Source organism: Rhodococcus sp. TAF43 (assembly GCF_052113525.1).
Lineage (GTDB): Bacteria > Actinomycetota > Actinomycetes > Mycobacteriales > Mycobacteriaceae > Prescottella.
Map to the genome: position 1 here is coordinate 32,299 of NZ_JBFRDL010000014.1, position 20,669 is coordinate 52,967.

23 protein-coding genes and 1 pseudogene are annotated in these 20,669 nt (G+C 69.7%); 11 read left to right on the forward strand and 13 right to left on the reverse strand.

Annotation, left to right across the window (positions count from 1 at the left end):
* The first annotated feature begins 56 nt into the window (after positions 1-56).
* On the forward strand, positions 57-1,694 hold the full coding sequence (gene pgm / locus AB4Z09_RS11920; RefSeq protein WP_442239790.1) for a phosphoglucomutase (alpha-D-glucose-1,6-bisphosphate-dependent): 1,638 nt from the start codon (positions 57-59) through the stop codon (positions 1,692-1,694).
* A gap of 35 nt (positions 1,695-1,729) precedes the next feature.
* Positions 1,730-2,929, forward strand: a pseudogene (locus tag AB4Z09_RS11925) (MFS transporter); the annotation flags it as partial.
* Between the two features lie 39 nt (positions 2,930-2,968).
* Here the strand turns inward: AB4Z09_RS11925 and AB4Z09_RS11930 are convergent.
* Positions 2,969-3,724: a VIT1/CCC1 transporter family protein gene (locus AB4Z09_RS11930; protein WP_254622592.1), complete on the reverse strand. Its 756-nt coding sequence runs from the start codon at positions 3,722-3,724 to the stop codon at positions 2,969-2,971.
* A 73-nt stretch (positions 3,725-3,797) separates the two neighbouring features.
* Between AB4Z09_RS11930 and AB4Z09_RS11935 the strand changes: the two genes are divergently transcribed.
* Entirely contained in the window at positions 3,798-4,286 is a 489-nt protein-coding gene (locus tag AB4Z09_RS11935; protein WP_114722617.1) for a MauE/DoxX family redox-associated membrane protein, read from the forward strand.
* A gap of 87 nt (positions 4,287-4,373) precedes the next feature.
* Entirely contained in the window at positions 4,374-5,123 is a 750-nt protein-coding gene (locus tag AB4Z09_RS11940) for a DsbA family protein (RefSeq protein ID WP_114722567.1), read from the forward strand.
* Between the two features lie 161 nt (positions 5,124-5,284).
* Here AB4Z09_RS11940 and AB4Z09_RS11945 read toward each other — a convergent pair whose 3' ends face one another.
* From AB4Z09_RS11945 to AB4Z09_RS11955, 3 genes are all read right to left on the reverse strand, one after another.
* The gene (locus tag AB4Z09_RS11945; protein WP_174911777.1) at positions 5,285-5,764 is read right to left on the reverse strand and encodes a GNAT family N-acetyltransferase; all 480 of its coding nucleotides are present in this window, start codon (positions 5,762-5,764) and stop codon (positions 5,285-5,287) included.
* Positions 5,765-5,833: 69 nt separating this feature from the next.
* Entirely contained in the window at positions 5,834-6,130 is a 297-nt protein-coding gene (locus AB4Z09_RS11950) for an antibiotic biosynthesis monooxygenase family protein (protein WP_114722616.1), read from the reverse strand.
* A gap of 276 nt (positions 6,131-6,406) precedes the next feature.
* Positions 6,407-7,123, reverse strand: a complete 717-nt coding sequence (locus AB4Z09_RS11955; protein ID WP_174911774.1) for a (2Fe-2S)-binding protein — start codon at positions 7,121-7,123, stop codon at positions 6,407-6,409.
* 182 nt (positions 7,124-7,305) lie between these two features.
* Between AB4Z09_RS11955 and AB4Z09_RS11960 the strand changes: the two genes are divergently transcribed.
* Positions 7,306-8,376 carry a CobW family GTP-binding protein gene (locus AB4Z09_RS11960; RefSeq protein ID WP_174911771.1) on the forward strand — a complete coding sequence of 357 codons (1,071 nt, stop codon included), beginning with the start codon at positions 7,306-7,308 and terminating at the stop codon, positions 8,374-8,376.
* 59 nt (positions 8,377-8,435) lie between these two features.
* Positions 8,436-9,065, forward strand: a complete 630-nt coding sequence (bluB, locus tag AB4Z09_RS11965) for a 5,6-dimethylbenzimidazole synthase (protein WP_174911768.1) — start codon at positions 8,436-8,438, stop codon at positions 9,063-9,065.
* Positions 9,066-9,082: 17 nt separating this feature from the next.
* On the opposite strand, the gene AB4Z09_RS11970 is transcribed toward bluB, so the two are convergent.
* Positions 9,083-10,582: a DEAD/DEAH box helicase gene (locus AB4Z09_RS11970; protein ID WP_258557958.1), complete on the reverse strand. Its 1,500-nt coding sequence runs from the start codon at positions 10,580-10,582 to the stop codon at positions 9,083-9,085.
* On the opposite strand from AB4Z09_RS11970, the gene AB4Z09_RS11975 reads away from it, so the two are divergent.
* The gene (locus tag AB4Z09_RS11975) at positions 10,545-10,757 is read left to right on the forward strand and encodes a hypothetical protein (protein WP_147283537.1); all 213 of its coding nucleotides are present in this window, start codon (positions 10,545-10,547) and stop codon (positions 10,755-10,757) included. The genes AB4Z09_RS11970 and AB4Z09_RS11975 overlap by 38 nt on opposite strands.
* A 110-nt stretch (positions 10,758-10,867) precedes the next feature.
* Here AB4Z09_RS11975 and AB4Z09_RS11980 read toward each other — a convergent pair whose 3' ends face one another.
* Genes AB4Z09_RS11980 through AB4Z09_RS11990 form a run of 3 tightly spaced genes read right to left on the reverse strand, consistent with a single transcriptional unit; the run spans position 10,868 to position 13,489 of the window.
* On the reverse strand, positions 10,868-11,281 hold the full coding sequence (locus tag AB4Z09_RS11980) for a molybdenum cofactor biosynthesis protein MoaE (protein WP_174911765.1): 414 nt from the start codon (positions 11,279-11,281) through the stop codon (positions 10,868-10,870).
* Complete coding sequence (moaCB, locus tag AB4Z09_RS11985) at positions 11,274-12,260, reverse strand: bifunctional molybdenum cofactor biosynthesis protein MoaC/MoaB (protein WP_442239812.1); 987 nt, start codon at positions 12,258-12,260, stop codon at positions 11,274-11,276. Before moaCB ends, AB4Z09_RS11980 begins: the two co-directional genes overlap by 8 nt.
* Positions 12,261-12,274: 14 nt before the next feature.
* Positions 12,275-13,489 (reverse strand): molybdopterin molybdotransferase MoeA, encoded by a 1,215-nt coding sequence (locus AB4Z09_RS11990; RefSeq protein ID WP_174911762.1) that lies wholly within the window; start codon positions 13,487-13,489, stop codon positions 12,275-12,277.
* A 61-nt stretch (positions 13,490-13,550) separates the two neighbouring features.
* Between AB4Z09_RS11990 and moaA the strand changes: the two genes are divergently transcribed.
* Both moaA and AB4Z09_RS12000 read left to right on the forward strand, forming a co-directional pair.
* Positions 13,551-14,624 (forward strand): GTP 3',8-cyclase MoaA, encoded by a 1,074-nt coding sequence (moaA, locus tag AB4Z09_RS11995; protein ID WP_429519847.1) that lies wholly within the window; start codon positions 13,551-13,553, stop codon positions 14,622-14,624.
* Positions 14,617-14,886 carry a MoaD/ThiS family protein gene (locus AB4Z09_RS12000; protein ID WP_254622590.1) on the forward strand — a complete coding sequence of 90 codons (270 nt, stop codon included), beginning with the start codon at positions 14,617-14,619 and terminating at the stop codon, positions 14,884-14,886. The genes moaA and AB4Z09_RS12000 overlap by 8 nt, the downstream gene beginning before the upstream one ends.
* A 9-nt stretch (positions 14,887-14,895) precedes the next feature.
* Here AB4Z09_RS12000 and AB4Z09_RS12005 read toward each other — a convergent pair whose 3' ends face one another.
* Complete coding sequence (locus AB4Z09_RS12005; protein WP_442239791.1) at positions 14,896-15,663, reverse strand: SDR family oxidoreductase; 768 nt, start codon at positions 15,661-15,663, stop codon at positions 14,896-14,898.
* Positions 15,664-15,686: 23 nt separating this feature from the next.
* On the reverse strand, positions 15,687-16,532 hold the full coding sequence (nadE, locus tag AB4Z09_RS12010) for an ammonia-dependent NAD(+) synthetase (protein WP_442239792.1): 846 nt from the start codon (positions 16,530-16,532) through the stop codon (positions 15,687-15,689).
* Between the two features lie 108 nt (positions 16,533-16,640).
* On the opposite strand from nadE, the gene AB4Z09_RS12015 reads away from it, so the two are divergent.
* On the forward strand, positions 16,641-17,204 hold the full coding sequence (locus AB4Z09_RS12015) for a nucleosidase (RefSeq protein ID WP_174911750.1): 564 nt from the start codon (positions 16,641-16,643) through the stop codon (positions 17,202-17,204).
* Between the two features lie 15 nt (positions 17,205-17,219).
* Here the strand turns inward: AB4Z09_RS12015 and AB4Z09_RS12020 are convergent, their stop codons facing one another.
* On the reverse strand, positions 17,220-18,041 hold the full coding sequence (locus AB4Z09_RS12020) for an META domain-containing protein (RefSeq protein ID WP_442239793.1): 822 nt from the start codon (positions 18,039-18,041) through the stop codon (positions 17,220-17,222).
* Positions 18,042-18,050: 9 nt separating this feature from the next.
* Entirely contained in the window at positions 18,051-18,665 is a 615-nt protein-coding gene (locus AB4Z09_RS12025; protein WP_174911744.1) for a TetR/AcrR family transcriptional regulator, read from the reverse strand.
* 102 nt (positions 18,666-18,767) lie between these two features.
* On the opposite strand from AB4Z09_RS12025, the gene AB4Z09_RS12030 reads away from it, so the two are divergent.
* Positions 18,768-19,349, forward strand: a complete 582-nt coding sequence (locus AB4Z09_RS12030) for an NADPH-dependent FMN reductase (RefSeq protein ID WP_174911742.1) — start codon at positions 18,768-18,770, stop codon at positions 19,347-19,349.
* 73 nt (positions 19,350-19,422) lie between these two features.
* On the opposite strand, the gene AB4Z09_RS12035 is transcribed toward AB4Z09_RS12030, so the two are convergent.
* Entirely contained in the window at positions 19,423-20,316 is an 894-nt protein-coding gene (locus AB4Z09_RS12035; protein ID WP_442239794.1) for a siderophore-interacting protein, read from the reverse strand.
* Between the last annotated feature and the right edge of the window lie 353 nt (positions 20,317-20,669).

Genomic DNA, 20,669 nt, shown 5'->3' on the forward strand with positions numbered 1-20,669 from the left:
CACGATGGAGCCGAAGCGTTCCACAGCGTTTCATCGGGTCGAAGTCGGAGGGGTAGATGGTGCACGAACGAGCGGGACAGGTGGCGTTGCCGGAGGATCTGGAGGATCTGGCGCATCTGGTGTCCGCCTATTACACGCGCACCCCCGACCCGGCGGATCCGCTGCAACAGGTGGTGTTCGGGACGTCCGGACATCGAGGCTCGAGCCTCGACTCGGCGTTCAACGAGGCCCACATCCTCGCGACGACGCAGGCCATCGTCGAATACCGCGCCGCGCAGGGCATCGCCGGTCCGCTGTTCCTCGGTCGCGACACGCACGCGCTGTCGGAGCCGGCCTGGGCGACAGCGCTCGAGGTTCTGGTCGCCAACGATGTTGCGGTGGTGATCGATTCACGCGACGGCTACACCCCGACGCCAGCGGTCAGCCACGCGATCCTGCGGCACAACGCGTCCGGTCCGGCCGCCCGGGCCGACGGCATCGTCGTCACACCGTCGCACAACCCGCCGCGCGACGGCGGCTTCAAGTACAACCCGCCGCACGGCGGCCCCGCGGACAGCGATGCGACCACCGTGATCGCGGACCGCGCCAACGACCTGTTGCGCTCGGGACTGTCCGCCGTCGCGCGTGTCCCGCTCGCGCTGGCGCTCGAGACGGCCGGGCGCTACGACTTTCTCGCCGCCTACGTCGACGACCTGCCCACCGTGCTCGACCTCGACGCGATCCGGGCGTCGGGCCTGCGGATCGGGGCCGACCCGCTCGGCGGCGCATCGGTCGACTACTGGGGCGCCATCGCCGAACGGCACCGACTCGACCTGACTGTGGTCAATCCGCTGGTGGACGCGACGTGGCGGTTCATGACCCTCGACGGTGACGGCAAGATCCGGATGGACTGTTCGTCGCCGTACGCGATGGCGTCGCTGATCGCTGCCCGGGACCGGTTCGACCTCGCCACCGGTAACGACGCCGACGCGGACCGGCACGGCATCGTCACCCCCGACGGCGGGCTGATGAATCCCAACCACTACCTCGCGGTCGCCATCGACTACCTCTACACGTACCGCGCGGGATGGTCGCCGACCACGAAGGTCGGCAAGACCCTCGTCAGTTCCTCGATGATCGACCGGGTGGCCGGCGGGCTGGGCCGACCCGTCGTCGAGGTGCCGGTCGGATTCAAGTGGTTCGTTCCGGGACTGCTGGACGGTTCGCTCGGTTTCGGCGGTGAGGAGAGCGCCGGGGCGTCGTTCCTGCGCCACGACGGCACCGTGTGGACCACCGACAAGGACGGCATCCTGCTGGCGCTGCTCGGGGCCGAGATCACCGCGGTCACCGGGCAGAGCCCGTCGGCGCGGTACCGGGAACTGACCCGGCAGTTCGGCGATCCCGCGTACGCGCGGATCGACGCGCCCGCGACCCGCGACCAGAAGGCGGTGCTGTCGAAGCTGTCGCCGGAACAGGTCACCGCGACCGACCTGGCCGGTGAACCGGTCACGGCCACGCTCACGTCGGCGCCCGGGAACGGTGCGGCGATCGGCGGGCTCAAGGTCACCACCGAGAACGCCTGGTTCGCGGCGCGGCCGTCCGGCACCGAGGACGTCTACAAGATCTACGCCGAATCGTTCCGTGGCCCCGACCATCTCGCGCAGGTGCAGGCCGCGGCGCAGGACGTGGTCTCCCGGGCACTGGGACTGGGCTGAACCACCGTTCGAGTGCGCCGATAGATTGATCGGCAATGAGAAAATTGACGTCTACCTCGACGAGCGCTGAGGCGAAACTTCCCAAGGAGATCTGGGTACTCGTCGTGTCGGCGTTCATCGTCGCCGTCGGGTTCGGCATCGTGGCGCCCGCGTTGCCGCAGTTCGCCCGCAGCTTCGACGTCGGCGTCACCGCCGCCAGTGCCGTGATCAGCGCGTTCGCGCTGATGCGGCTGATCTTCGCGCCGATGAGCGGCACCCTGGTGCAGAAGCTGGGGGAGCGGCCCACCTATCTGGCAGGGTTGATCATCACCGCGGTCTCGACGGGGGCGTGCGCGTTCGCGCAGGACTACTGGCAGCTGCTGGTGTTCCGGGGTCTCGGCGGCATCGGGTCCACGATGTTCACCGTGTCGGCACTGGGCCTGCTGATCCGCATGTCGCCACCCGGCGGCCGCGGGCGGGTGTCCGGTGTGTACTCGGCGGCGTTCCTGATCGGCACGATCACGGGACCGCTGTTCGGTGGCGCACTCGTGCGGTTCGGTCTGCGCGTCCCGTTCGTCATCTACGCGGTCGCCCTGCTCGTTGCCGCGACCGTCGTGTTCTTCGCGCTCCGCAAGTCGCACCTGGCCGCGCCGGAGGTCCACGGGGCGATGCCGATCATGACGATCCGAGAGGGACTCCAGTCGTCGATGTTCCGGGCGTCACTCGGCGCGAACCTGGTCACCGGCTGGGTGATCTTCGGTGTCCGGATCTCGCTGGTGCCGTTGTTCGTCGTCGAGATGCTCGACGGCGACGGCACCACGGCCGCGATCGCCCTCACCGTGTTCGCGCTCGGCAACGCCGCCGTCCTGATGCAGGCGGGGCGGATGACCGACCGCATCGGCCGCAAGCCGTTCATGCTCGTCGGACTGRCTATCTGCGGAGTGTCCACGATCGCGATGGGGGCCAGCGACAACATCGTCGTATTCCTGATCGCGACCGCGGTGTGCGGCATCGGGTCGGGTGTGATGGGACCGGCGCAGCAGGCCGCGGTCGCCGACGTCGTCGGGTCCAAGCGGCGCGGTGGCCCGGTCCTGGCCCTGTTCCAGATGATGAACGACGTGGGCGCGTTCGCCGGCCCGCTCGTCGCCGGGATCGTGGCGCAGGCCTGGTCCTACGGCGCGGCCTGGGCCGTGAGTGGGACCATCATGCTGTTGCCGATGGTGTTGTGGTTCCTGGTGCCCAAGGGGCGGGTGCCGGACGACACCGACACCGACGGGGAGGCGTCGGATGCAGCGTCAGCCGGGCACACCGATTCCGATGAGCGCGCCGACCACGTAGGTGGCACCGACCGCGATCGCACCGAACACCAGCTGCCGGAGTGCGCCACGGATCCTGGACTGGGCGGTGAAGTGCGCCGCGAGCGCGCCCGCGAGCAGTAGACCGAAGCCGCCCACCGCGAGCCCCGCGACCAGCGATTCGAACCCCAGCAGGTAGGGGATCAGCGGGATGATCGCGCCGATCGAGAACATCACGAACGACGAGCCGGCCGCCACGAGCGGTGACGGCTTCTCCAGCGGGTTGACGCCCAGCTCGTGGGTGATGTGGATGTTGACGGCACGCTCGGTGTCGGCGTGCACCTCCGCGGCCGCGGCCGTCGCCGTCTGCTCGCTCATGCCCATTGTGGTGAAGGTCTCGACCAGCTCGGCCTCCTCCGCCTCGGGATGCCTGCGCAATGCCCGGCGTTCGACCCGCACCTCGGCGTCGATCTGCTCGTTGGACGTCGACACCGACGTGTACTCGCCGAGCGCCATCGAGAATGCGCCGGCCACCAGACCTGCGACACCGCTGAGGATCACCGTGTGTGCTTCCACGCCCGCGCCGCCGACGCCCGCGATCAGCGACGTGTTGGTCACCAGACCGTCCATTGCGCCGAACACCGCCGCGCGCAGCCAGCCGCCGGAGACGTCCGAATGCGTGTGGTCGAAGTCGTGCGGCCGGGCGGCCGGGGACGCCGTGTTCGACGTGTCGGGATCGGGGGCAGAGTCGTTCACACAGCCGAATCTAGCTGCGAAAACGCACATGATCTAGAAAGCCGAGGCATACCTGTTCGGTAGCGTGTGGGGCGTGTGGATACGCATTGTGAGCCTGTTGGCGCGCTTCGGTCTGGCGGCTGTGTGGCTGATCTCCGGATGGATCAAATTCATCGACCCCACCCAGACCGTCGTCGCGGTGCGCGCGTACCAGTTGCTGCCCGAGGATCTCGTCCGTCCCGTCGCGTACACGATGCCGATGTTCGAGATCGCGCTCGGACTGTTCCTGGTGATCGGCCTGGGTGTGCGACTGACCGCCATCGTGTCGGCGGCCGCGCTGCTCGTTCTGATCGGTGTCATCGTCTCCGTGTGGGCGCGCGGTCTGTCGATCGACTGCGGCTGCTTCGGCGGCGGTGGTGTCGCCGACGTCGACGGGTGGGACTACGCGCGGGAGGTCGCCCGCGACGTCGGCTTCCTGGCGCTGGCGGTGTGGCTGGTGGTGTTCCCGCGGAGCCCGCTGTCCCTCGGCCCGCGCTCCCGCGGACCGCTCTCAGTACCCGCTCAGGCAGCGGTGGCAGAGTAGTCGTCGAGCTGTGCCTGCCCACATGATGGAGCAGGCGCCGCAGTCAGTTCCCCGAACGGATCTCACACCTATGACGAAGGACGCGAAGTGAGTTCGAAGAAGCCGAAGTCGGCCAAGTACAACCCTCAACCGACCTCCAGCAAGGCCACGTACATCGTCGGCGGTCTCGCGATCGTCGTGATCGCGGCGCTGGTGATCGGCGGCATCCTGTTGACCAAGGACAACGACAAGCCGCGGAACGAGGGATACGGGGGGGTGCAGAACTCCGCCGTCCAGGTGACGATGGAGGACGCCGGCGTCGTGCGCCTCGGCCTGCCCGACGTCACGAACACGATCGACGTGTTCGAGGACCCGATGTGCCCGTTCTGCGCGCAGCTCGAGCAGAAGCACGGCCAGGAGGTGGCGCAGGCCGTCGACGACGGCAAGCTCGCGGTCCGCTACCACATCCTCAACTTCCTCAACCGGCTCTCGGCCAGCGGTGACTTCTCCACGCGCGCGGTCGCCGCGTCGCAGTGCGTCGCCCAGACCGGGGACGCCATCGCGTACTCCACGTTCCACGGCGAGCTGTTCTCGCCGGCCAACCAGCCCGCGGAGAACGGCAAGTCGGACCTCTCCAACGAGGACCTCGCGAAGCTCGCGAAGGACGCCGGCGCCAACGAGGCCGCCGTCAACTGCATCACCAGCGGTGAGCGGATGCAGCAGGCTGCCGCGGACGCCGAGACCGGCCGTCAGGCCCTCGCCGCGTCCGGCGCGACCGGCACCCCGGCCGTCGTCCACAACGGTGAAGTGATCGACGCGCTCGGCAACCCCGACTGGGTGTCGCAGGTGACGCAGTAGGACCCGGTGGTGGCCGACCCAGACCAGCTGGTAGCGCACCACACTGGCAGTGTGGGGGTCAGGGGTTCGAGTCCCCTTAGCTCCACTCCGAAACTCCGGGTCACGATCATCACGATCGTGGCCCGGAGTTTTTACGTATCGCCGATCGGCGCGGACGGCCGTCAGCCGACGGTCTTGGCGAGGTGCACAAGATCGTAGCCGGACAGTGTCGGGGTGCGGTGCGTCTCGTGATAGCCGAACCGCGCGTACAGCCGCAGGTTCCCGCTGCTGAACTCGCCGGTGAACAACCGCATCTCGGTGACCGACTCCGGGAGATGCTGCTCGGTGAGGGACAGTAGCCTGCTGCCCAGGCCCCGCCCCTGCATGTCGGGTGCGACCACCAGCCGGCCGAGTTCGGCGGTCCGGCGGTCGGGTTGCCCGATGCGGACGCGCACCGCTGCCACCAGTCGCGACGAGTCGTCGCGCAGTCCGAGGGCGAGCACCGCGTCGTCCCGCAGCTCGCGCTGCAGCTCCTCCGACGTCTGCATCAACGGCGGAAGGTTCGGATCGTGGTGGGCCTGTGCCTCGGTGACGTAGGCGGCCCGCTGCAGGGTCAGCAGCTCGCCGGCGTCGACGTCACTCAGGATGGCAAGTGATTCCATGAGCGCTCATTCTGCAGGGTCGGGTGCCGTCCCCGGCGGTCCCTGCACGCCGCGCCAGTGGCGGGCGTGTCAGGCGTCGTCGACGGGCGCGTAGTGCTCGACGGTGGGGAACGGGTCGTAGAAGTGGTGCAGCAGCCGACGCCAGTCCTGGTACTCCGCCGATCCGCGGAACCCTTCGGTGTGGTCCTCGAGCGTGTCCCACTCCACCAGGAGGAGATAAGCGCCGGGGCGTTCGAGGCAGCGTGAGAGCGTGAGGCGCCGGAACCCCTTCATCGCCGAGATGATCGTTCTGGCCTGGCTGAACGCCGCTTCGAATGCGGCGGCCTGTCCCGGTCTCACCTGCAGTGGTGCATGCTCGAGGATCATCGACGGATCCTCGCACACGGTGCCGGGTGGTGACGCGGAGTAGTCTCACGCGCCACCACCCGACGGCCCGCCCAGGCAGGGGGGGAATTCTGGGCGGGCCCGTTGCTGCCCAGGGGGGGTCGGGCAACTTTTTGAACTGTAGTGCAATTTGTGGCCTGAAGCACGTCGGCTGGGTCGAATGACCATTTCTCGAGACGTCGGACTGGGCGTCAGCCGTGCGCAGGTGGACGTGCGACCGGCCGAACTCGATCGTGGCGTGGCCGGGTCCTGCGGTGGTCACACCGACTCGTCCCCCTGGTGGTGGACGGATTCGCTCGGACCGGTGAGCGCACAGTCGCCGCAGTATCCGGAGACCGGCGTGCGATAGAACAGGCAGCAGCTCCGACGTCGGTAGCCCGCGCCCTCACGGTCGACGGTGTCGGTCAGGCGGGGATCACGGAGGATCGTCTCGGTCACGGTGATGGCGTCGGTGCGGGTGTCGCCGTCGAGCACACGCGCCGCCCCGATCAGTGCGGACGCCGCATTGCCCCACAGCAGGCGCTCGGACATCGGCTCGGCGGACCGGATCGAGTCGACCATCGGTTCGAGGTGACGGTCGAGGACCATCGCCCGCACGAGATCCACCAGATCTGCGCCCTCCCAGCCGCGAGGCTCGCGCACGTGCAACCGGATCTGACCGTGGTCGTCGAGCCACAGTAACTCGGCCGGATCCAGGTCCAGCAGTCGTCGATCACGGACGGCCCCGCCCAGCACCAGCGACCACAACCGCGCCGCATACCCGAGGAACAGCGTCGACGCCGCGACGCGATACTCCGTCGAGCTGATGCGCGCTCCGACATGTCCGACGACCTCGGCGAGCGCGTCCGCTTCGTCGTACAGCCGACTCGCCGGACGCCAGTCGCCCAGGCCGGGATCGCCTGTGGTGGCGACGAAGTAGGGGTTGACGGTGGCCAGCGAGGCCAGGGTCCTGGAGACCTCGGAGGGCGACGACACGAGAAGCTCGGTCGCCGGGCGAGTGCGGATCAGGTGGGAGAGTGCGTCGATGTCGCCAACGATATGGCATTTGACCGGGGCATTGTTGTGTGGGCTCTCGCGCGAGTGGAAACACACCGGCCCCAACCGAGTAGCATGGCCGGTCGGTGATGTAGGTGACTCGGGGCGCGGAGGATCGAGGAGTGGCGAAGAAACGTGGTCCGCGGTCGATCCCTGTCGTCGTCGTGGCCGGTTTCCTCGGGTCGGGAAAGACGACCCTGCTCAACCATCTGCTCCGCAACAACGGCGGCACCCGGATCGGCGTGATCGTCAACGACTTCGGCTCGGTCAACATCGACTCGATGATGGTTGCGGGGCAAGTCGATTCGATGATGGCGCTCAGCAACGGCTGTATGTGCTGCGCGGTGGACGTCAGCGACATGGACGCGATGCTGGACCGGCTGGCGCACCGGACGTCGGAGATCGACGTCATCGTCGTCGAGGCGAGTGGACTCGCGGAGCCGCGCAACATGATTCGGCTGGTACTCGGCAGTGAGAACCCGTACATCACGTACGGCGGTCTCGTCATGCTCGTCGACGGTGCCGAGTACCAGAACAGCCGGGCGCGGCATCCGGAACTGGACCAGCACATCGCGATCGCCGACCTGATCGTGCTGAACAAGACGGACCGCATCGGCGGGGAGGACCACGACACCCTTCTCGGCGACGTGTGCGGGATCAATCCGCGGGCGGCTGTGGTCTCCACCGTGCAGGGGCGCGTGGATCCCGGCCTGCTGTTCGACCGTGCCCCGCGGCCCGAACCCCGGCCGGGACAACAGTTGTCGTTCGACGATCTGCTCGCCGACGCAGCAGACGCCGCCGGTTGCGGGGAATGCGGCGGCGATCACGACACGCACATCCACACGCTCTACGACAGCGTCACGTTCGCGTCCGAATTGCCGATGCACCCGCGTCGGCTCATCCGCTTCCTGGAGAAGCAGCCCGCGGGCGTGTACCGGATCAAGGGGTACGTGTACTTCGGCGTGCGGGGTCATCAACAGAAGTACCTGCTGCAGGTGGTGGGTGACCACATCGCGTTCCATCCGCAGCGGTGGAACCCGGGCGAGCGCCGTCGGACCGAACTGGTCGTGATCGGCACCGACCTGGATCCAGACTCGGTGGACGCGATGCTGGACGCCTGCACCGAATCCGAGGCCGAGGGGCTCGACGCGGACACGATGATGGGCGTGCACCGCTACACCGTCGACGCCTGATCGGATACCCGCGAGCGGCTCTACCGGGAGGGCTTTCCGGGGACGGCTACCGTGGGGTGGTGACCGAATCTCTTGTTTCCGTGTACGAAGCCATCCGCCGACGCCGTGACGTCCGCGCCGAGTTCAGCGGCGAGCTGATCCCCGACGAGACATTGCAACGGGTGCTCGGTGCGGCACACGCGGCACCGAGCGTCGGCAACACGCAGCCGTGGGACTTCATCGTCGTCCGCAACCCCGACACCCTCGCGACGTTCGCCGACCACGTCGCCGACCGTCGCCGTGCCTTCGCCGACTCGTTGCCCGAGGATCGCCGGAAGACGTTCGACCCCATCAAGATCGAGGGCATCCGCGAGAGCGGGACCGGCATCGTGGTCACCTACGATCCGTCGCGCGGTGGCCAGAACATCCTCGGCCGGCACACCATCGACGACACCGGCCTGTTCTCGGCGGTGCTGGCCATCCAGAACCTCTGGCTGGCCGCGGCCGCCGAGAACATCGGCGTCGGGTGGGTGTCGTTCTACGACGAGGAGTACCTCACCGAACTGTTGGACATCCCGGCCCCGGTCCGCCCCATCGCGTGGCTGTGCGTCGGCAAGGTGGACCAGTTCCAGGAGGTGCCCGATCTGGAGCGTTTCGGCTGGCGGACGCGTCGGGCACTGGCCGACGCGATCCACTGGGAACGCTTCTGATTCGTTCCTGAGGGGTGTCAGCCGCGGCGGCGGCGCGAGCCGCCGCCCTGCGACGCCTGACGGGTTCCGCCGCCCTGCGAGCCGGCGGAACCGGTGGCGCCCGTTCCGCTGCCGCCGCCCGGACGTCCGCCCGAGCGGCGGCGTCCACCACCGGTGGTGGCGGCGCCTTCCGCTCGCGGACCCCGGCTGTTTCGGCCCTGGCCGCCCTGACCGCCACGGCCCGGACGCTGTCCCTGCTGGCGGCGCGCGTCACCGGCCGGCTTGTCGGTCTTGGGGGCCGGCGGCACGTGCGGGGCCGGCTCGCCGACGAGACGGATCACGTGCTCGGAGTCGGCGGTCACCTGGACCGGGGTGACCTTGATCGATGCCTTGCGCATCAGCGCGGACAGATCCTTGCGCTGATCGGGCAGCACGATGGTGACGACGTCGCCGGCGCTGCCGGCGCGCGCGGTGCGACCCGAGCGGTGCAGGTACGCCTTGTGCTCGGCCGGCGGATCGACGTGGACCACGAGTTCGACCTCGTCGACGTGGACGCCGCGCGCCGCGACGTCGGTCGCCACCAGCACGCGGGCCGAGCCCTCCGAGAAGGCAGCGAGGTTGCGGTCGCGCGCGGCCTGGGAGAGGTTGCCGTGCAGGTCCACCGACGGGATGCCCGACTCGGTGAGCTGGCGGGCGAGCTTGCGGGCCTGGTGCTTGGTGCGCATGAACAAGATGCGCCGACCCTGACCGGACGCCAGCTTGTGGATCAGGGCCTTCTTGGCCTCGACGCCGGAGACGTCGTAGACGTGGTGGGTCATCGCCGCGACCGGCGAGTTCGCCTCGTCGACGGAGTGCAGGACCTCGTTCTGCAGGAACCGCTTGACCAGCTTGTCGACGCCGTTGTCGAGCGTCGCCGAGAACAGCAGTCGCTGGCCACCGGCCGGCGTCGCCGCGAGGATGCGGGTCACGCCGGGCAGGAAGCCGAGATCCGCCATGTGGTCGGCCTCGTCGAGGATCGTGATCTCGATGCCGTCGAGCTTGACGAAGCCCTGCTTCATCAGGTCCTCGAGGCGGCCCGGGCACGCGACGACGATGTCGACCCCGGCCTCGAGCGCCTTGACCTGGCGGTGCTGCGAGACACCGCCGAAGATGGTGGTGACGCGCAGACCGTGTGCGTCGGCGAGGGGTTCGAGTGTCGCGGTGATCTGCGTCGCAAGCTCGCGGGTGGGGGCGAGGACGAGGCCGCGGGGCTTGCCCGGGCGGCGCTTGCCGCCGGCGAGGCGGGCCGCGAGCGGGATGGAGAACGCGAGGGTCTTGCCGCTGCCGGTCTTGCCGCGGCCGAGGACGTCGCGGCCGGCGAGAGTGTCGGGGAGGGTGTCGACCTGGATGGGGAACGGCGCGGTGATGCCGCCGTTGGTCAGAGCGGTGACGATCGGGGCGGGGACGCCCAGGGACTCGAAGGAGGGAGTTGCCGATTCGTCGGACGGGGTGGTGACGCTGGTGGACAAGTTCGTCGGTGCCTTTCGGGCATTCGTCATGCACGCCTACGGCCGGGAGGTCCCGGTGCACGGCCTGCACAAGGTGGCGACATTGCCGGGAGGCAAGATCGATCGCCGCAAGAAATGCTTGTGCTGGTGCACTCGTCTGCACTCGTTGGCGGGCGTGGATGCCCTCTGGGCATTCGAGCACTCGCTCGGATCCGGCGCGAAGTGAAGCGTTCTACGACGCTGGACGCCTCGCAAGCGGACGTCCAGTACTCGCCACCATACCGGGTTCCGGTATCCGGGGCTGTGCGGGTCGGCCGATGGGCCGCTCCGACCGGGTCACAAACCCACCCATTCGGACGTGCCGGTCGCGAACCGCTGACGTTTCCAGATCGGCACCTCGGCCTTGATCCGCTCCACCAGTTCGGCGCACGCGGCGAAGGCCTCGGTGCGGTGCGGTGCGGCCACCGCAGCGACCAACGCCAGATCGCCGATGGTCAACTGCCCCACCCGATGTAGCGCCGCGACGGGCAGTCCGGTGCGCTCGGAGACCTGCTCGCAGCACTGGCGGAGGAACCGTCCGGCGTCCGGGTGGGCCTGGTACTCGAGCGCCGACACCGACCGGCCGCCGTCGTGGTCGCGGACGACACCTGTGAAAACCACCACAGCGCCGTGCTCCGGCCCGGCGACTGCGGCGTCGACGACCGCTGGATCGAGTGGTTCGGCGCAGATGCGCGCGAGCAGCTCACGCATCGTGTGCACCGCCCCCCGCGACCTGCGCCAACAGGTGATCGAGGACGGGGTCCAGCACCGACAGGCCGTCCTTTACCCCGCCCGGCGACCCCGGCAGGTTCACCACGACGGTGCGCCCGACCAACCCGGCGACGCCGCGGCTGAGCGACGCGTGCGGGGTCACCTCGGTGCCGCGCCGGCGCATGGCCTCCGCGAGGCCCGGCAGTTGCCGATCGAGGACGGCGAGCGTGGCCTCGGGTGTCGCGTCGGTGGGGGAGGCCCCGGTGCCGCCGGTGGTGATCACCAGCGCGGGGGCGTCGGAGAGTGCGTCGGCCAGGCCCGCCGCGATGTCGGCGTCGGCGTAGACCAGCGGGCCGCGGACAGTGTGGCCGCGGGTCTCGAGCCAGCCGACGATCGCCGGGCCCGTGGTGTCGGGTCGGGTACCCCGCGCGCCACCCGTGGACGCGACGAGGACGGTCGCGGAACCGGCCCGCACGTCGGTGACCGTGGCGGCGGCGGTCGGCGTCGCGTCGTCGCGCCGCCACWGSCCGCGCTTGCCGCCCTCCTTGGTCAGCAACCGGACGCCGTCGAGCGTCGCGGCCGGGTCGACGGCCTTGACCATGTCGTGCAGCGTCAGGCCGGCCACGGCGACCGCGGTGAGGGCCTCCATCTCGACCCCGGTGGGGCCCTTCGTCTTCGCGGTGGCCTCGATCGTGATCGAGGTGTCGGTGAACCCGAACTCGACCTTGACCGACGACAGTGCCAGCTGGTGACACAGCGGGATCAGCTCGGAGGTCTTCTTGGCGCCGGCGATGCCCGCGATCCGCGCGGTCGAGAGGACGTCGGCCTTCGGCATGTCGTCGGCGCGGACCAGCGCGACCACCTCCGGTGTGGTCACCAGTTCGCCGGCAGCGACGGCGATCCGGGTGGTGTCCGCCTTCGCGCTCACGTCCACCATCCGGGCCCGGCCCTCGCCGTCCAGATGGCTCAGCTCGCTCATGTTCTGTTCGCTCACTACAGGGGCCACACCTTCACTCGATCGCCCGCCGCCAGGGACGTGACGGCGGCGGGAACGTCTATCAGTACATCGGCCCACGCGAACGCCGCCACGAGGTGCGATCCGGGACCCGACACCACCTCGACCCCGGTGTCGGTGCGGCGGCCGCGCAGGAACTGGCGCTTGCCCGCGATCGACGTGACCGCGTGGCCGAGCACGGCATCCTCGGTCGGCACGGCGGGCAGTCCCACCGCGCGGCGAAGCAGCGGGCGCAGGAACACCTCGAACGAGACCATCGTGCTCACCGGGTTACCGGGGAACGTCAGGACCGGGATCTCGTCGACCAACGCCAGGCCCTGCGGTCCGCCGGGCTGCATCGCGACCGGACCGAACCGTGCGCCCAGTTCGGTGAGGACGTCCTTGACCACCTCGTAGTCGCCCATCGACACCCCGCCCGAGGTGATCACCAGTTCGGTGCGGGCAACCGCGCGGCGCAGCGCGGCACGGAAGGCGTCGGGCTCGTCGCTGCTGCGGTCCACCACCGCGACCTCGGCGCCGTTGGCCCGCAGGCTCGCGGACAGCGCGGCGCCGTTGGAGTCGTAGATCTGTCCCGGCGCGGGTGTGGTGCCGGCGTCCACCAGTTCCGCGCCGGTCGTGATCACCGCGACGCGGGGCCGGGTCCGCACCGCCACCGACCCGAGCCCGACCGCGGCCAGCACCCCGAGATGTCGCGGTTCGAGCAGCGTTCCGGCCGTCAGCAGCAGCATCCCGGTGCGCACGTCGCTGCCCCGCTCGCGGACGTAGTCGCCGCGGTCCCGGGGCCGACTGACGGTCACCTTTCCGTCGATCACCTCGGTGTCCTCCACCGGCACAACGGCATCCGCGCCATCGGGAATCACCGCCCCGGTCATGATCCGCACCGCGGTTCCCGGCACGTGCGGGGCAGGCTCGGCCGGGCCGGCGGCGACGGTGCCGACCACCGGGAGCGTCACCGGAACCGCCGCCACCGAGACGGCATCGACCGCGAATCCGTCCATCTGCGAATTGCGGAACAGTGGCAGATCGACGGGGGAGGTGATGTCGTACGACAGGACCCGGTCCAGCGCGTCGTCGAGGCGCACGGTCTCGGACGGTCGCGTCAGCAGCGGCGCGAGGAGTCGGCCCACCTCCGCGGCGTGTTCTTCGACGGATCTCGCAGTGCCGCGGTGCTCGTGCCCAGGACGCTGTGCCATGAGTGCCAATCCTAGGCATCTTCCCCGCACTCGGGCGGCGGTACAGCGGCATACTGGGGGCATGAGCGCGGTACGAACGGGAACGGTGGTGGACGTCGGCATTCCTGCTGTGCGGACCGCGCCCGCGACGACCGGACGTCCCGACGTTCCCGAGTTGGTGGACAGTTTCGGGCGGATCGCGCGAGATCTGCGGGTCTCCATCACCGAGAAGTGCTCGCTGCGCTGCACGTACTGCATGCCGGCGGAGGGTCTGCCGGCGGTCCCGGCGCGGCAGCTGCTCACCGCCGACGAGATTGTCCGACTGGTCGGCGTCGCTGTGCACCGGCTGGGGGTACGGGAGGTCCGGTTCACCGGTGGAGAGCCGCTGATGCGCCGCGACCTCGAGACCATCGTCGCGGGTTGCGCCGCCGCGGTGCCCGGGATTCCCCTGTCGATGACGACCAATGCGGTGGGGCTCGAGCACCGCGCCGACGCCCTCGCCCGCGCCGGGCTCACGCGGATCAACGTCTCGCTCGACACGGTCGATCGGGCACACTTCGCGGAACTGACCCGCCGTGACCGACTGAGCTCGGTGCTCGCGGGGATCCGCGCCGCCCAGGACGCCGGACTCGCGCCACTGAAGATCAACGCGGTGTTGATGGCCGAAACCCTCGACGGGGCAGCCGATCTGCTGCAGTGGTGCCTCGACTCCGGATGCGCGCTGCGGTTCATCGAGCAGATGCCCCTCGATGCCGACCACGAATGGGCGCGGGAGAATATGGTGGACGCGCAGACCCTCCTCGCCGTCCTCGGCGAGCGCTTCGAGCTGCGGGAGGTGGGCCGCGAGGATCCGTCGGCGCCCGCGGAGGAGTGGCTCGTGAACGGGGGTCCGGCCACGGTCGGGATCATCGCTTCGGTGACCCGCTCGTTCTGCGGGGACTGCGATCGCACCCGGCTCACCGCGGAGGGGACCGTCCGGTCGTGCCTGTTCAGTGATCGCGAGGTGGACCTGCGGGACGCGCTGCGCTCCGGTGCCGACGACGAGGAACTCGCGCAGTTGTGGCGCGCGGCGATGTGGGACAAGTGGGCCGGTCACGGCATCAACGCGGCGGGATTCGTCCCCCCGCAACGCAGTATGGGAGCGATCGGTGGCTGACACACTCGGGGCGGTGCGCACGGTGGAGGTGCGGTACTTCGCGGCGGCGGCCGAGGCGGCCGACTGCACGACGGAGACGTTGTCGGTGCCGATGGACGCCGATCTCGCGGACCTGACGGCGGTACTCGTCGACCGCTACGGCGCCGGGATGGAGAAGATCCTGGGCGTCGCGGCGTACCTGGTCGATTCCGAGCTCACCCGCGACCCGTCGCGACCGGTCGGCGCGCAGGTCGACGTGCTGCCGCCGTTCGCGGGCGGATAGCTCTGCGGCTCACCGGCCGCGCAGCCATTCGGCGAAGGTGACGGTGCCGAACGTCTTGTCCGGCACCAGGTTCCAACCGTTCCTCCAGAAGGTGCCCATGTTGCCGGGCATGGGAAGGTTCGTGACCCGGCCGCGGGCGCCGGTGGCCGCCTTCCACGCGAGTGCCATCTCACGCATCGTCAGGACCTCGGGTCCGCCGATCGTCGTCGGGTCGTCGAACACCCGATCCGCGACGGCGGCGTCGACCAGCGCGCGGGCGATGTCGGCGGTGTCGATCGGCTGGAACCGGGTGCGGGTGAACGCGGGGATCAGCCCGACCTTCGACGCCGGCGCGCAGATCATCGGGACGAACTCGTGGAACTGCGTCGCGCGCACCACCTGCGTCGGCAGCGGTGAGTCGCTGTACAGCCGTTCCTGCTGTGTCTTGGCCCGGTAGTACGCGAACCTCCCGCGGTCGACATTGACGATCGAGAGCAGCACCGCGCGGGAGACGCCCGCCGACCGCGCGGCGGCGAGCAGGTTGGTCGCGCCGGTCGTGAACACCGCCCAGGTACTGCGGGTCTTGCCGTCGGTGGTGTCGATCACGACATCCACGCCGTCGAGGGCGGCCGCGAGTCCCTCACCGCTCACCAGATCCCCGGCGGCGTGCTCGAGACCGTTGCTCGGCGCCCCGCCGTGGCGGCTGAGCACCCGCACCGGCTCGCCGCGGCGCAGCAGTTCGGCGACCACGGACCGCCCGGCGACACCGGTGCCGCCCGCCACCAGAAATCTGGTCATGGATCCCCCTCGGTCGTGGACCGTCAGTCCTCGCGCCACCACGTGTCGAGCGGAGTCACCGGAACCGTCCGCTTGTGGCGGGTGTTGCGGTACATCCGCTCCAGCTTCTCGGCCACTTCGTCGGTGACGTCCCGGCCCTCGAGGAAGTCGTCGATCTGGTGGTAGGTGACCCCGAGCGCGACCTCGTCCGGCAGTGAAGGCCGGTCGTCCTCGAGGTCCGCGGTCGGCACCTTGCGCCACGTCGAGTCGGGGGCGCCGAGTTCGCGCAGCAGTGCCGCGCCCTGCCGCTTGGTGAGTCCCGTCAGCGGGGTGAGATCGACGCCGCCGTCGCCGAACTTGGTGAAGAACCCGGTGAGCGCCTCCGCGGCATGATCCGTACCCACCACCAGGTAGCCGAGCTCGCCCGCGACCGCGTACTGGATCATCATGCGCTCGCGCGCCTTGATGTTGCCGCGCACGAAGTCTCGCAGCAGCCCGCCGTCGCCCAGCAGTCCTCGCATGGCCTGTGAGGCCTCGGCGATGGTCGCGTCGGCACCCGGTTTGACGTTCACGGTCAGCGACCGGTCCGGTCCGATGAACTTCAGGGCCACCTGCGCGTCGTGTTCGTCGAACTGCGATCCGTACGGCAGGCGGACCGCGACGAACTCGGCGGTGTGGCCCTCGGCGCGCAGCTCCTCGACCGCCAACTGGGTCAGTCGGCCGGCGAGCGTGCTGTCCTGGCCGCCGCTGATTCCGAGCACGAAGCCCTTCGCCGGGGTGGACCGCAGGTAGTTCTTGATGAACTGCACACGGTTGCGGATCTGGGCTGCCGGATCGATCGTCGACTCGACGCCGAGTTCCTCGATGATCCGGGCGCGCGAAATTGCCATGGCAGAACTGTAGCGAGCACGGGTCGGGTGTGCAGCAACGCGAACCGGCACGGCAGGATGTGATTCCGCACGCCCACCGGCGTCGGCAGAGAAACTCGGGAGACCCTGATGAGCAGCACCGGCAGCACCGGCATCCTCGTGGTGAGCGCCACGGCAGGCGAGGCGGCGCACGTGCCGGACGGCCTCGACGTCGTCGTGACGGGCATCGGCAAGGTGGCCGCGGCGGTCGCGGTCACGCACGCACTCGCGAAATGCGATCCGGATCGGCTGCCGCTCGTGGTGAACATCGGTACCGCCGGCGCCCTGCATACCCATCACAGCGGCCTCTACCTGCCGTCGGCGGTCCTCAACCACGACATCAGCAGCGAGGTGCTGCGCTCGCTCGGTCACCCCGTGTGTGACGTCATCGAGGTCGAGGACGGCGACGGCTCGGTCCTCGCGACGGGGGATTCGTTCATCTCCGACGCCGAGATCCGCGATGCACTCGCCGCCCGGGCCGACCTGGTCGACATGGAGGGGTTCGCTGTCGCGTTCGCGTGCGCGCAGGTCGGTGCGCGTTGCCGACTGGTCAAGCACGTCAGCGATCAGGCCGACGACTCGGCGATGGACTGGCCGGCGCAGGTGGACGCGAGCGCGCGGGTGCTCGGGGAGTGGCTGCGCGAGACGCTTTGACGTAGGCGTGGTCGCCTACTGGCCGCGCAGTCCCAGGCCGGTGCTGTCGGCGCGCATCAGCTTCATGGTGTCGCCGTCGATCGTGTAGGTGACCTCGCCGTCGAGGACGTGCCGCACGGCCTGCTCCACCTCGGCGACGTCCGTCGGGCACGCCATCCTGGTGGTGGCCAGCGGACCGAACATGACGGTGCTCTCGCCGACCTGGGCGGGACCGTTGAAACGATTGCATCCGGTGGATCCGGTGGCCTGCCCGTTGTCGCCGATCGTCAACGTCGGTGCCGACGTCTCGAGGGCCGCCGACGTCGAGATCGCGTTCGGGCCGATCAGCGAGTCGACCACCCACGTCGTTCCGACGAGCGGGCGATCCGGATTCGCGGTCTTCTTGTCGGCGAGCGTGACGGTGGTTCCGGGAGACGAGAGCGTGAGGATGTCGCCGGTCAGCGTCCACGACGGTTGGGTGGCGAACAGGTCGGTCATCCACTTGTCGGCGCCCGCGAGGTCGCCCGGGCAGGCCATCATGGTGGTCGCGATCGGACCGGTCTTCACGACTCCGCCGGACAGGTCGACGCTGCTCACGCCGCGGTTGCAGCCCGCGCTCATCGCGATGTTCCCCTTCTCGGGGAAGGCGACCTCGAGCGGGCCGCCGCCGGGGATGGCTGTACCGGTGACGGCGACCGAGAGGTATGTGTGCCCCCACAGCGCGTCCTCGGGCGCAGCAGCGGCCGACGCCGACGTGCTCGCGGACGTCGTCCCGGCGTCCGCACCGTCGGTGCTGCTGCCACACGCGGTCAGCGTGGCTGCAGACAGGAGGGCGAGGACGACCAACGACGTGCGCATGACCACACCCTAGTCGGCGGGCGGCGCCGAACGGGTGATCCTGCGGGCCAGGTCTTCCCAGGCGTCGGCGATCCGTCTCTCCGACATTCCGAGGGTGCGGATCTGGTGCAGCACGAGGCTCGCCTCGAGCGGTGCCAGCAGGGCTGTGCCGAGAAGTTCGGTGTCCCCGTCGACGCCCGCGACGGTGAGGAGCGTCACGATGTGTCGCAGGCTCACGGCCCGGGCCGGACCGGCGAACCGGAACTCGGGGGAGTCCTCGGCGGCCCGCAGGATGTCTCCCTGGACGGCGACCATGTCGAGGCGTGCACGCCCGAACGCGACGAGGCGGACGATGGGGTCGGCGCCCGGGCCGAGCGGTGCGGGCCCGAACATGAAGGCGTGCTGCAGTTCGCGCTCGGTGTGGTCGAGCAGCGCGTTCATCAGGCCCGAGCGGCTGCCGAAGCGGCGGAAGACGGTGCCCTTGCCGACTCCGGCCGTGGCGGCGACGGCCTCCATCGTCACGGCGTCGACGCCTCGCTCGGCGACCAGTCGAGCGGCAGCGTCGAGGAGCAGTTTCCGATTGCGGGCGGCATCACATCGCTCGGGGATCTCGGCGTCCACCAGCGGAAGCAGCGGGCTGTTCACGTGAGCATCGTAGCCCAGGCGGGAATGCAAGTGGACCGCGGTCCGTTTGTGCTGCTATACATGTCCACGGCGTTATCGACCGGATCACCGAAGGAACTTCCCATGTCTCAGTCCCGCGTTCTCGTCCTCGTCGGCAGCCTCCGTGCCGGCTCCGTCAACCGTCAGGTCGCGGAGACCGCGGCAGCTGTCGCACCCGAGGGTGTCGAGCTCACCATCTACGAGGGTCTCGGCGACCTCCCCTTCTACAACGAGGACGTCGACGTCCCCGGTGCCACGATCCCCGGCGCCGATGAGCTGCGCGCGGCTGCGGCCGAGTCGGACGCCCTGCTCCTGGTCACCCCGGAGTACAACGGCACCATCCCCGCCGTCCTGAAGAACGGCATCGACTGGCTGTCGCGTCCGTACGGCACCGGCGCCGTCAAGGACAAGCCGGTCGCCGTGATCAGCGCGTCCCCGAGCCCCAACGCCGCCAAGTGGGCGCACGACGACACCCGCAAGGCTCTCGGCATCGCCGGCGGCAACGTGCTCGACGTCGAACTCTCCATCGGCGGCACCATCCAGAAGTTCGGCGACCAGCACCCGCGTGAGAACGCCGAGGTTGCGCAGCAGGTCGCCGGCGTCGTCGCCGCGCTGGTCGAGGCGTCCAAGGCGTCCAAGGCGTCCGAGGCCCTCGCGAACGCCTGACGTCCTTTTCGCCGAATGTCACATGCGTTCAGTTCGACTGAACGTATGTGACATTCGGCGTTTCAGGAAGTGCTCACAGCCCGGCCTGCTCCATCGCCGCGTCGACGGCGTCGCGGACCGAGTCGAAGTCGCCGCCCGCGGTCAGTGCCGCCAGCTGCGCCGCCTCGATCTGCTCGCGCGCCTGCTCGTACCGCGCGGTCCAGGCCTCCTTGTCGGCACGCCAGTAGCCGATGACGTCGTACCGGTCGGACGGCCAGCCCAGGTCGTGCCGCACCCACCGGCGCACCTCGCGGGAGAGGCCTGCCTCACCGGCGAACCACACGTAGCCGGGGCCGTCGGGGCGGGTCCACGACCTCGCGGCGGCGGCGAGGACGCTGGGCCGGATGCCGTTGCCGGTGCCGTGCAGCCACGTGAACGTGACGTCGCCGGCGGTGTTGTCGAGGCGTTGCTCGTCCGCGGCCGTCGTGACTTCCGCGATCACGTGGAGGCGCGTGTCGGGCTCGAGGCCCTCGACGATGCGCCCCACTGCGGGTAGCGCGGTCATGTCCGCGATCAGCAGCTGCCAGCGTGATTCGGTCGGCGGGCGGTACCAGCCGGACGCCGTCGTCACCCCGAGCACCTGCCCCGGGCGCGCCTGCAGGGCCCATCGAACGGCGGCGCCGCCGTCGTGCACGGCGAAGTCGATGTCCATCTCGTGGGTTGCGGCGTCCCAGCGGCGAACGGTGTAGCTGCGCATCTCGGGACTCTCCGTGCCGGGGAAGTCCCATCCGTCTCCGACGGGTTCCGGCGCGGGCGGGCGGTCCGTGTCGTCGGGCGGGAACACCACCAGGAGCCGCTCGTCGGGGTCGCCGCTCGAGGTGAAGCGGGTCAGGTCGCCGCCGGCGAGGGTGATCCGTTGCATGTTGGGCGTCACGCGAACTACCCGCGACACGGTCGCGAAGTAGTAGGGGCTCTCGTTCGACGGCACCTGATCACATTGGCACACCGCGGTGCGGCGACGGTGGAAGCCGCCTGCCAGTTACCGGCCAGTTATGCGTCGGGGGGTACGTCGCTCGGGGTGGTCGGCGCGACGTCCGGACCCCTCCGTCCCGACCCTGGGGCCGGCATCCGCACCGGCGCTCCCGACGTTTGCGCGAGTGGGGCGGCGAGGGGTTGTGAGTGTGTCCGTGAACACACGTCGACGGTGCTTGTGACGGCATCGCCGGCGCGTCTTCGGCGTGTCCGCGGCGTGTCGCGTCGGGGGCGTGTCCGAGACGGTTCGGAGGTGACCGAAATCACCGACGCAAACGTGATCTGCGACACGCCGAAAGTGGGTCTCGG

Bases quoted from the DNA above. Each gene is read 5' to 3' on its own strand.
- pgm (WP_442239790.1), top strand. From the start codon at position 57: ATGGTGCACGAACGAGCGGGACAGGTGGCGTTGCCGGAGGATCTGGAG.
- AB4Z09_RS11945 (WP_174911777.1), bottom strand. From the start codon at position 5,764: ATGGAATCACTTGCCATCCTGAGTGACGTCGACGCCGGCGAGCTGCTG.
- AB4Z09_RS11950 (WP_114722616.1), bottom strand. From the start codon at position 6,130: ATGATCCTCGAGCATGCACCACTGCAGGTGAGACCGGGACAGGCCGCC.
- AB4Z09_RS11970 (WP_258557958.1), bottom strand. From the start codon at position 10,582: ATGACGAATGCCCGAAAGGCACCGACGAACTTGTCCACCAGCGTCACC.
- AB4Z09_RS11980 (WP_174911765.1), bottom strand. From the start codon at position 11,281: ATGCGTGAGCTGCTCGCGCGCATCTGCGCCGAACCACTCGATCCAGCG.
- AB4Z09_RS11990 (WP_174911762.1), bottom strand. From the start codon at position 13,489: ATGGCACAGCGTCCTGGGCACGAGCACCGCGGCACTGCGAGATCCGTC.
- moaA (WP_429519847.1), top strand. From the start codon at position 13,551: ATGAGCGCGGTACGAACGGGAACGGTGGTGGACGTCGGCATTCCTGCT.
- AB4Z09_RS12005 (WP_442239791.1), bottom strand. From the start codon at position 15,663: ATGACCAGATTTCTGGTGGCGGGCGGCACCGGTGTCGCCGGGCGGTCC.
- nadE (WP_442239792.1), bottom strand. From the start codon at position 16,532: ATGGCAATTTCGCGCGCCCGGATCATCGAGGAACTCGGCGTCGAGTCG.
- AB4Z09_RS12015 (WP_174911750.1), top strand. From the start codon at position 16,641: ATGAGCAGCACCGGCAGCACCGGCATCCTCGTGGTGAGCGCCACGGCA.
- AB4Z09_RS12020 (WP_442239793.1), bottom strand. From the start codon at position 18,041: ATGCGCACGTCGTTGGTCGTCCTCGCCCTCCTGTCTGCAGCCACGCTG.
- AB4Z09_RS12030 (WP_174911742.1), top strand. From the start codon at position 18,768: ATGTCTCAGTCCCGCGTTCTCGTCCTCGTCGGCAGCCTCCGTGCCGGC.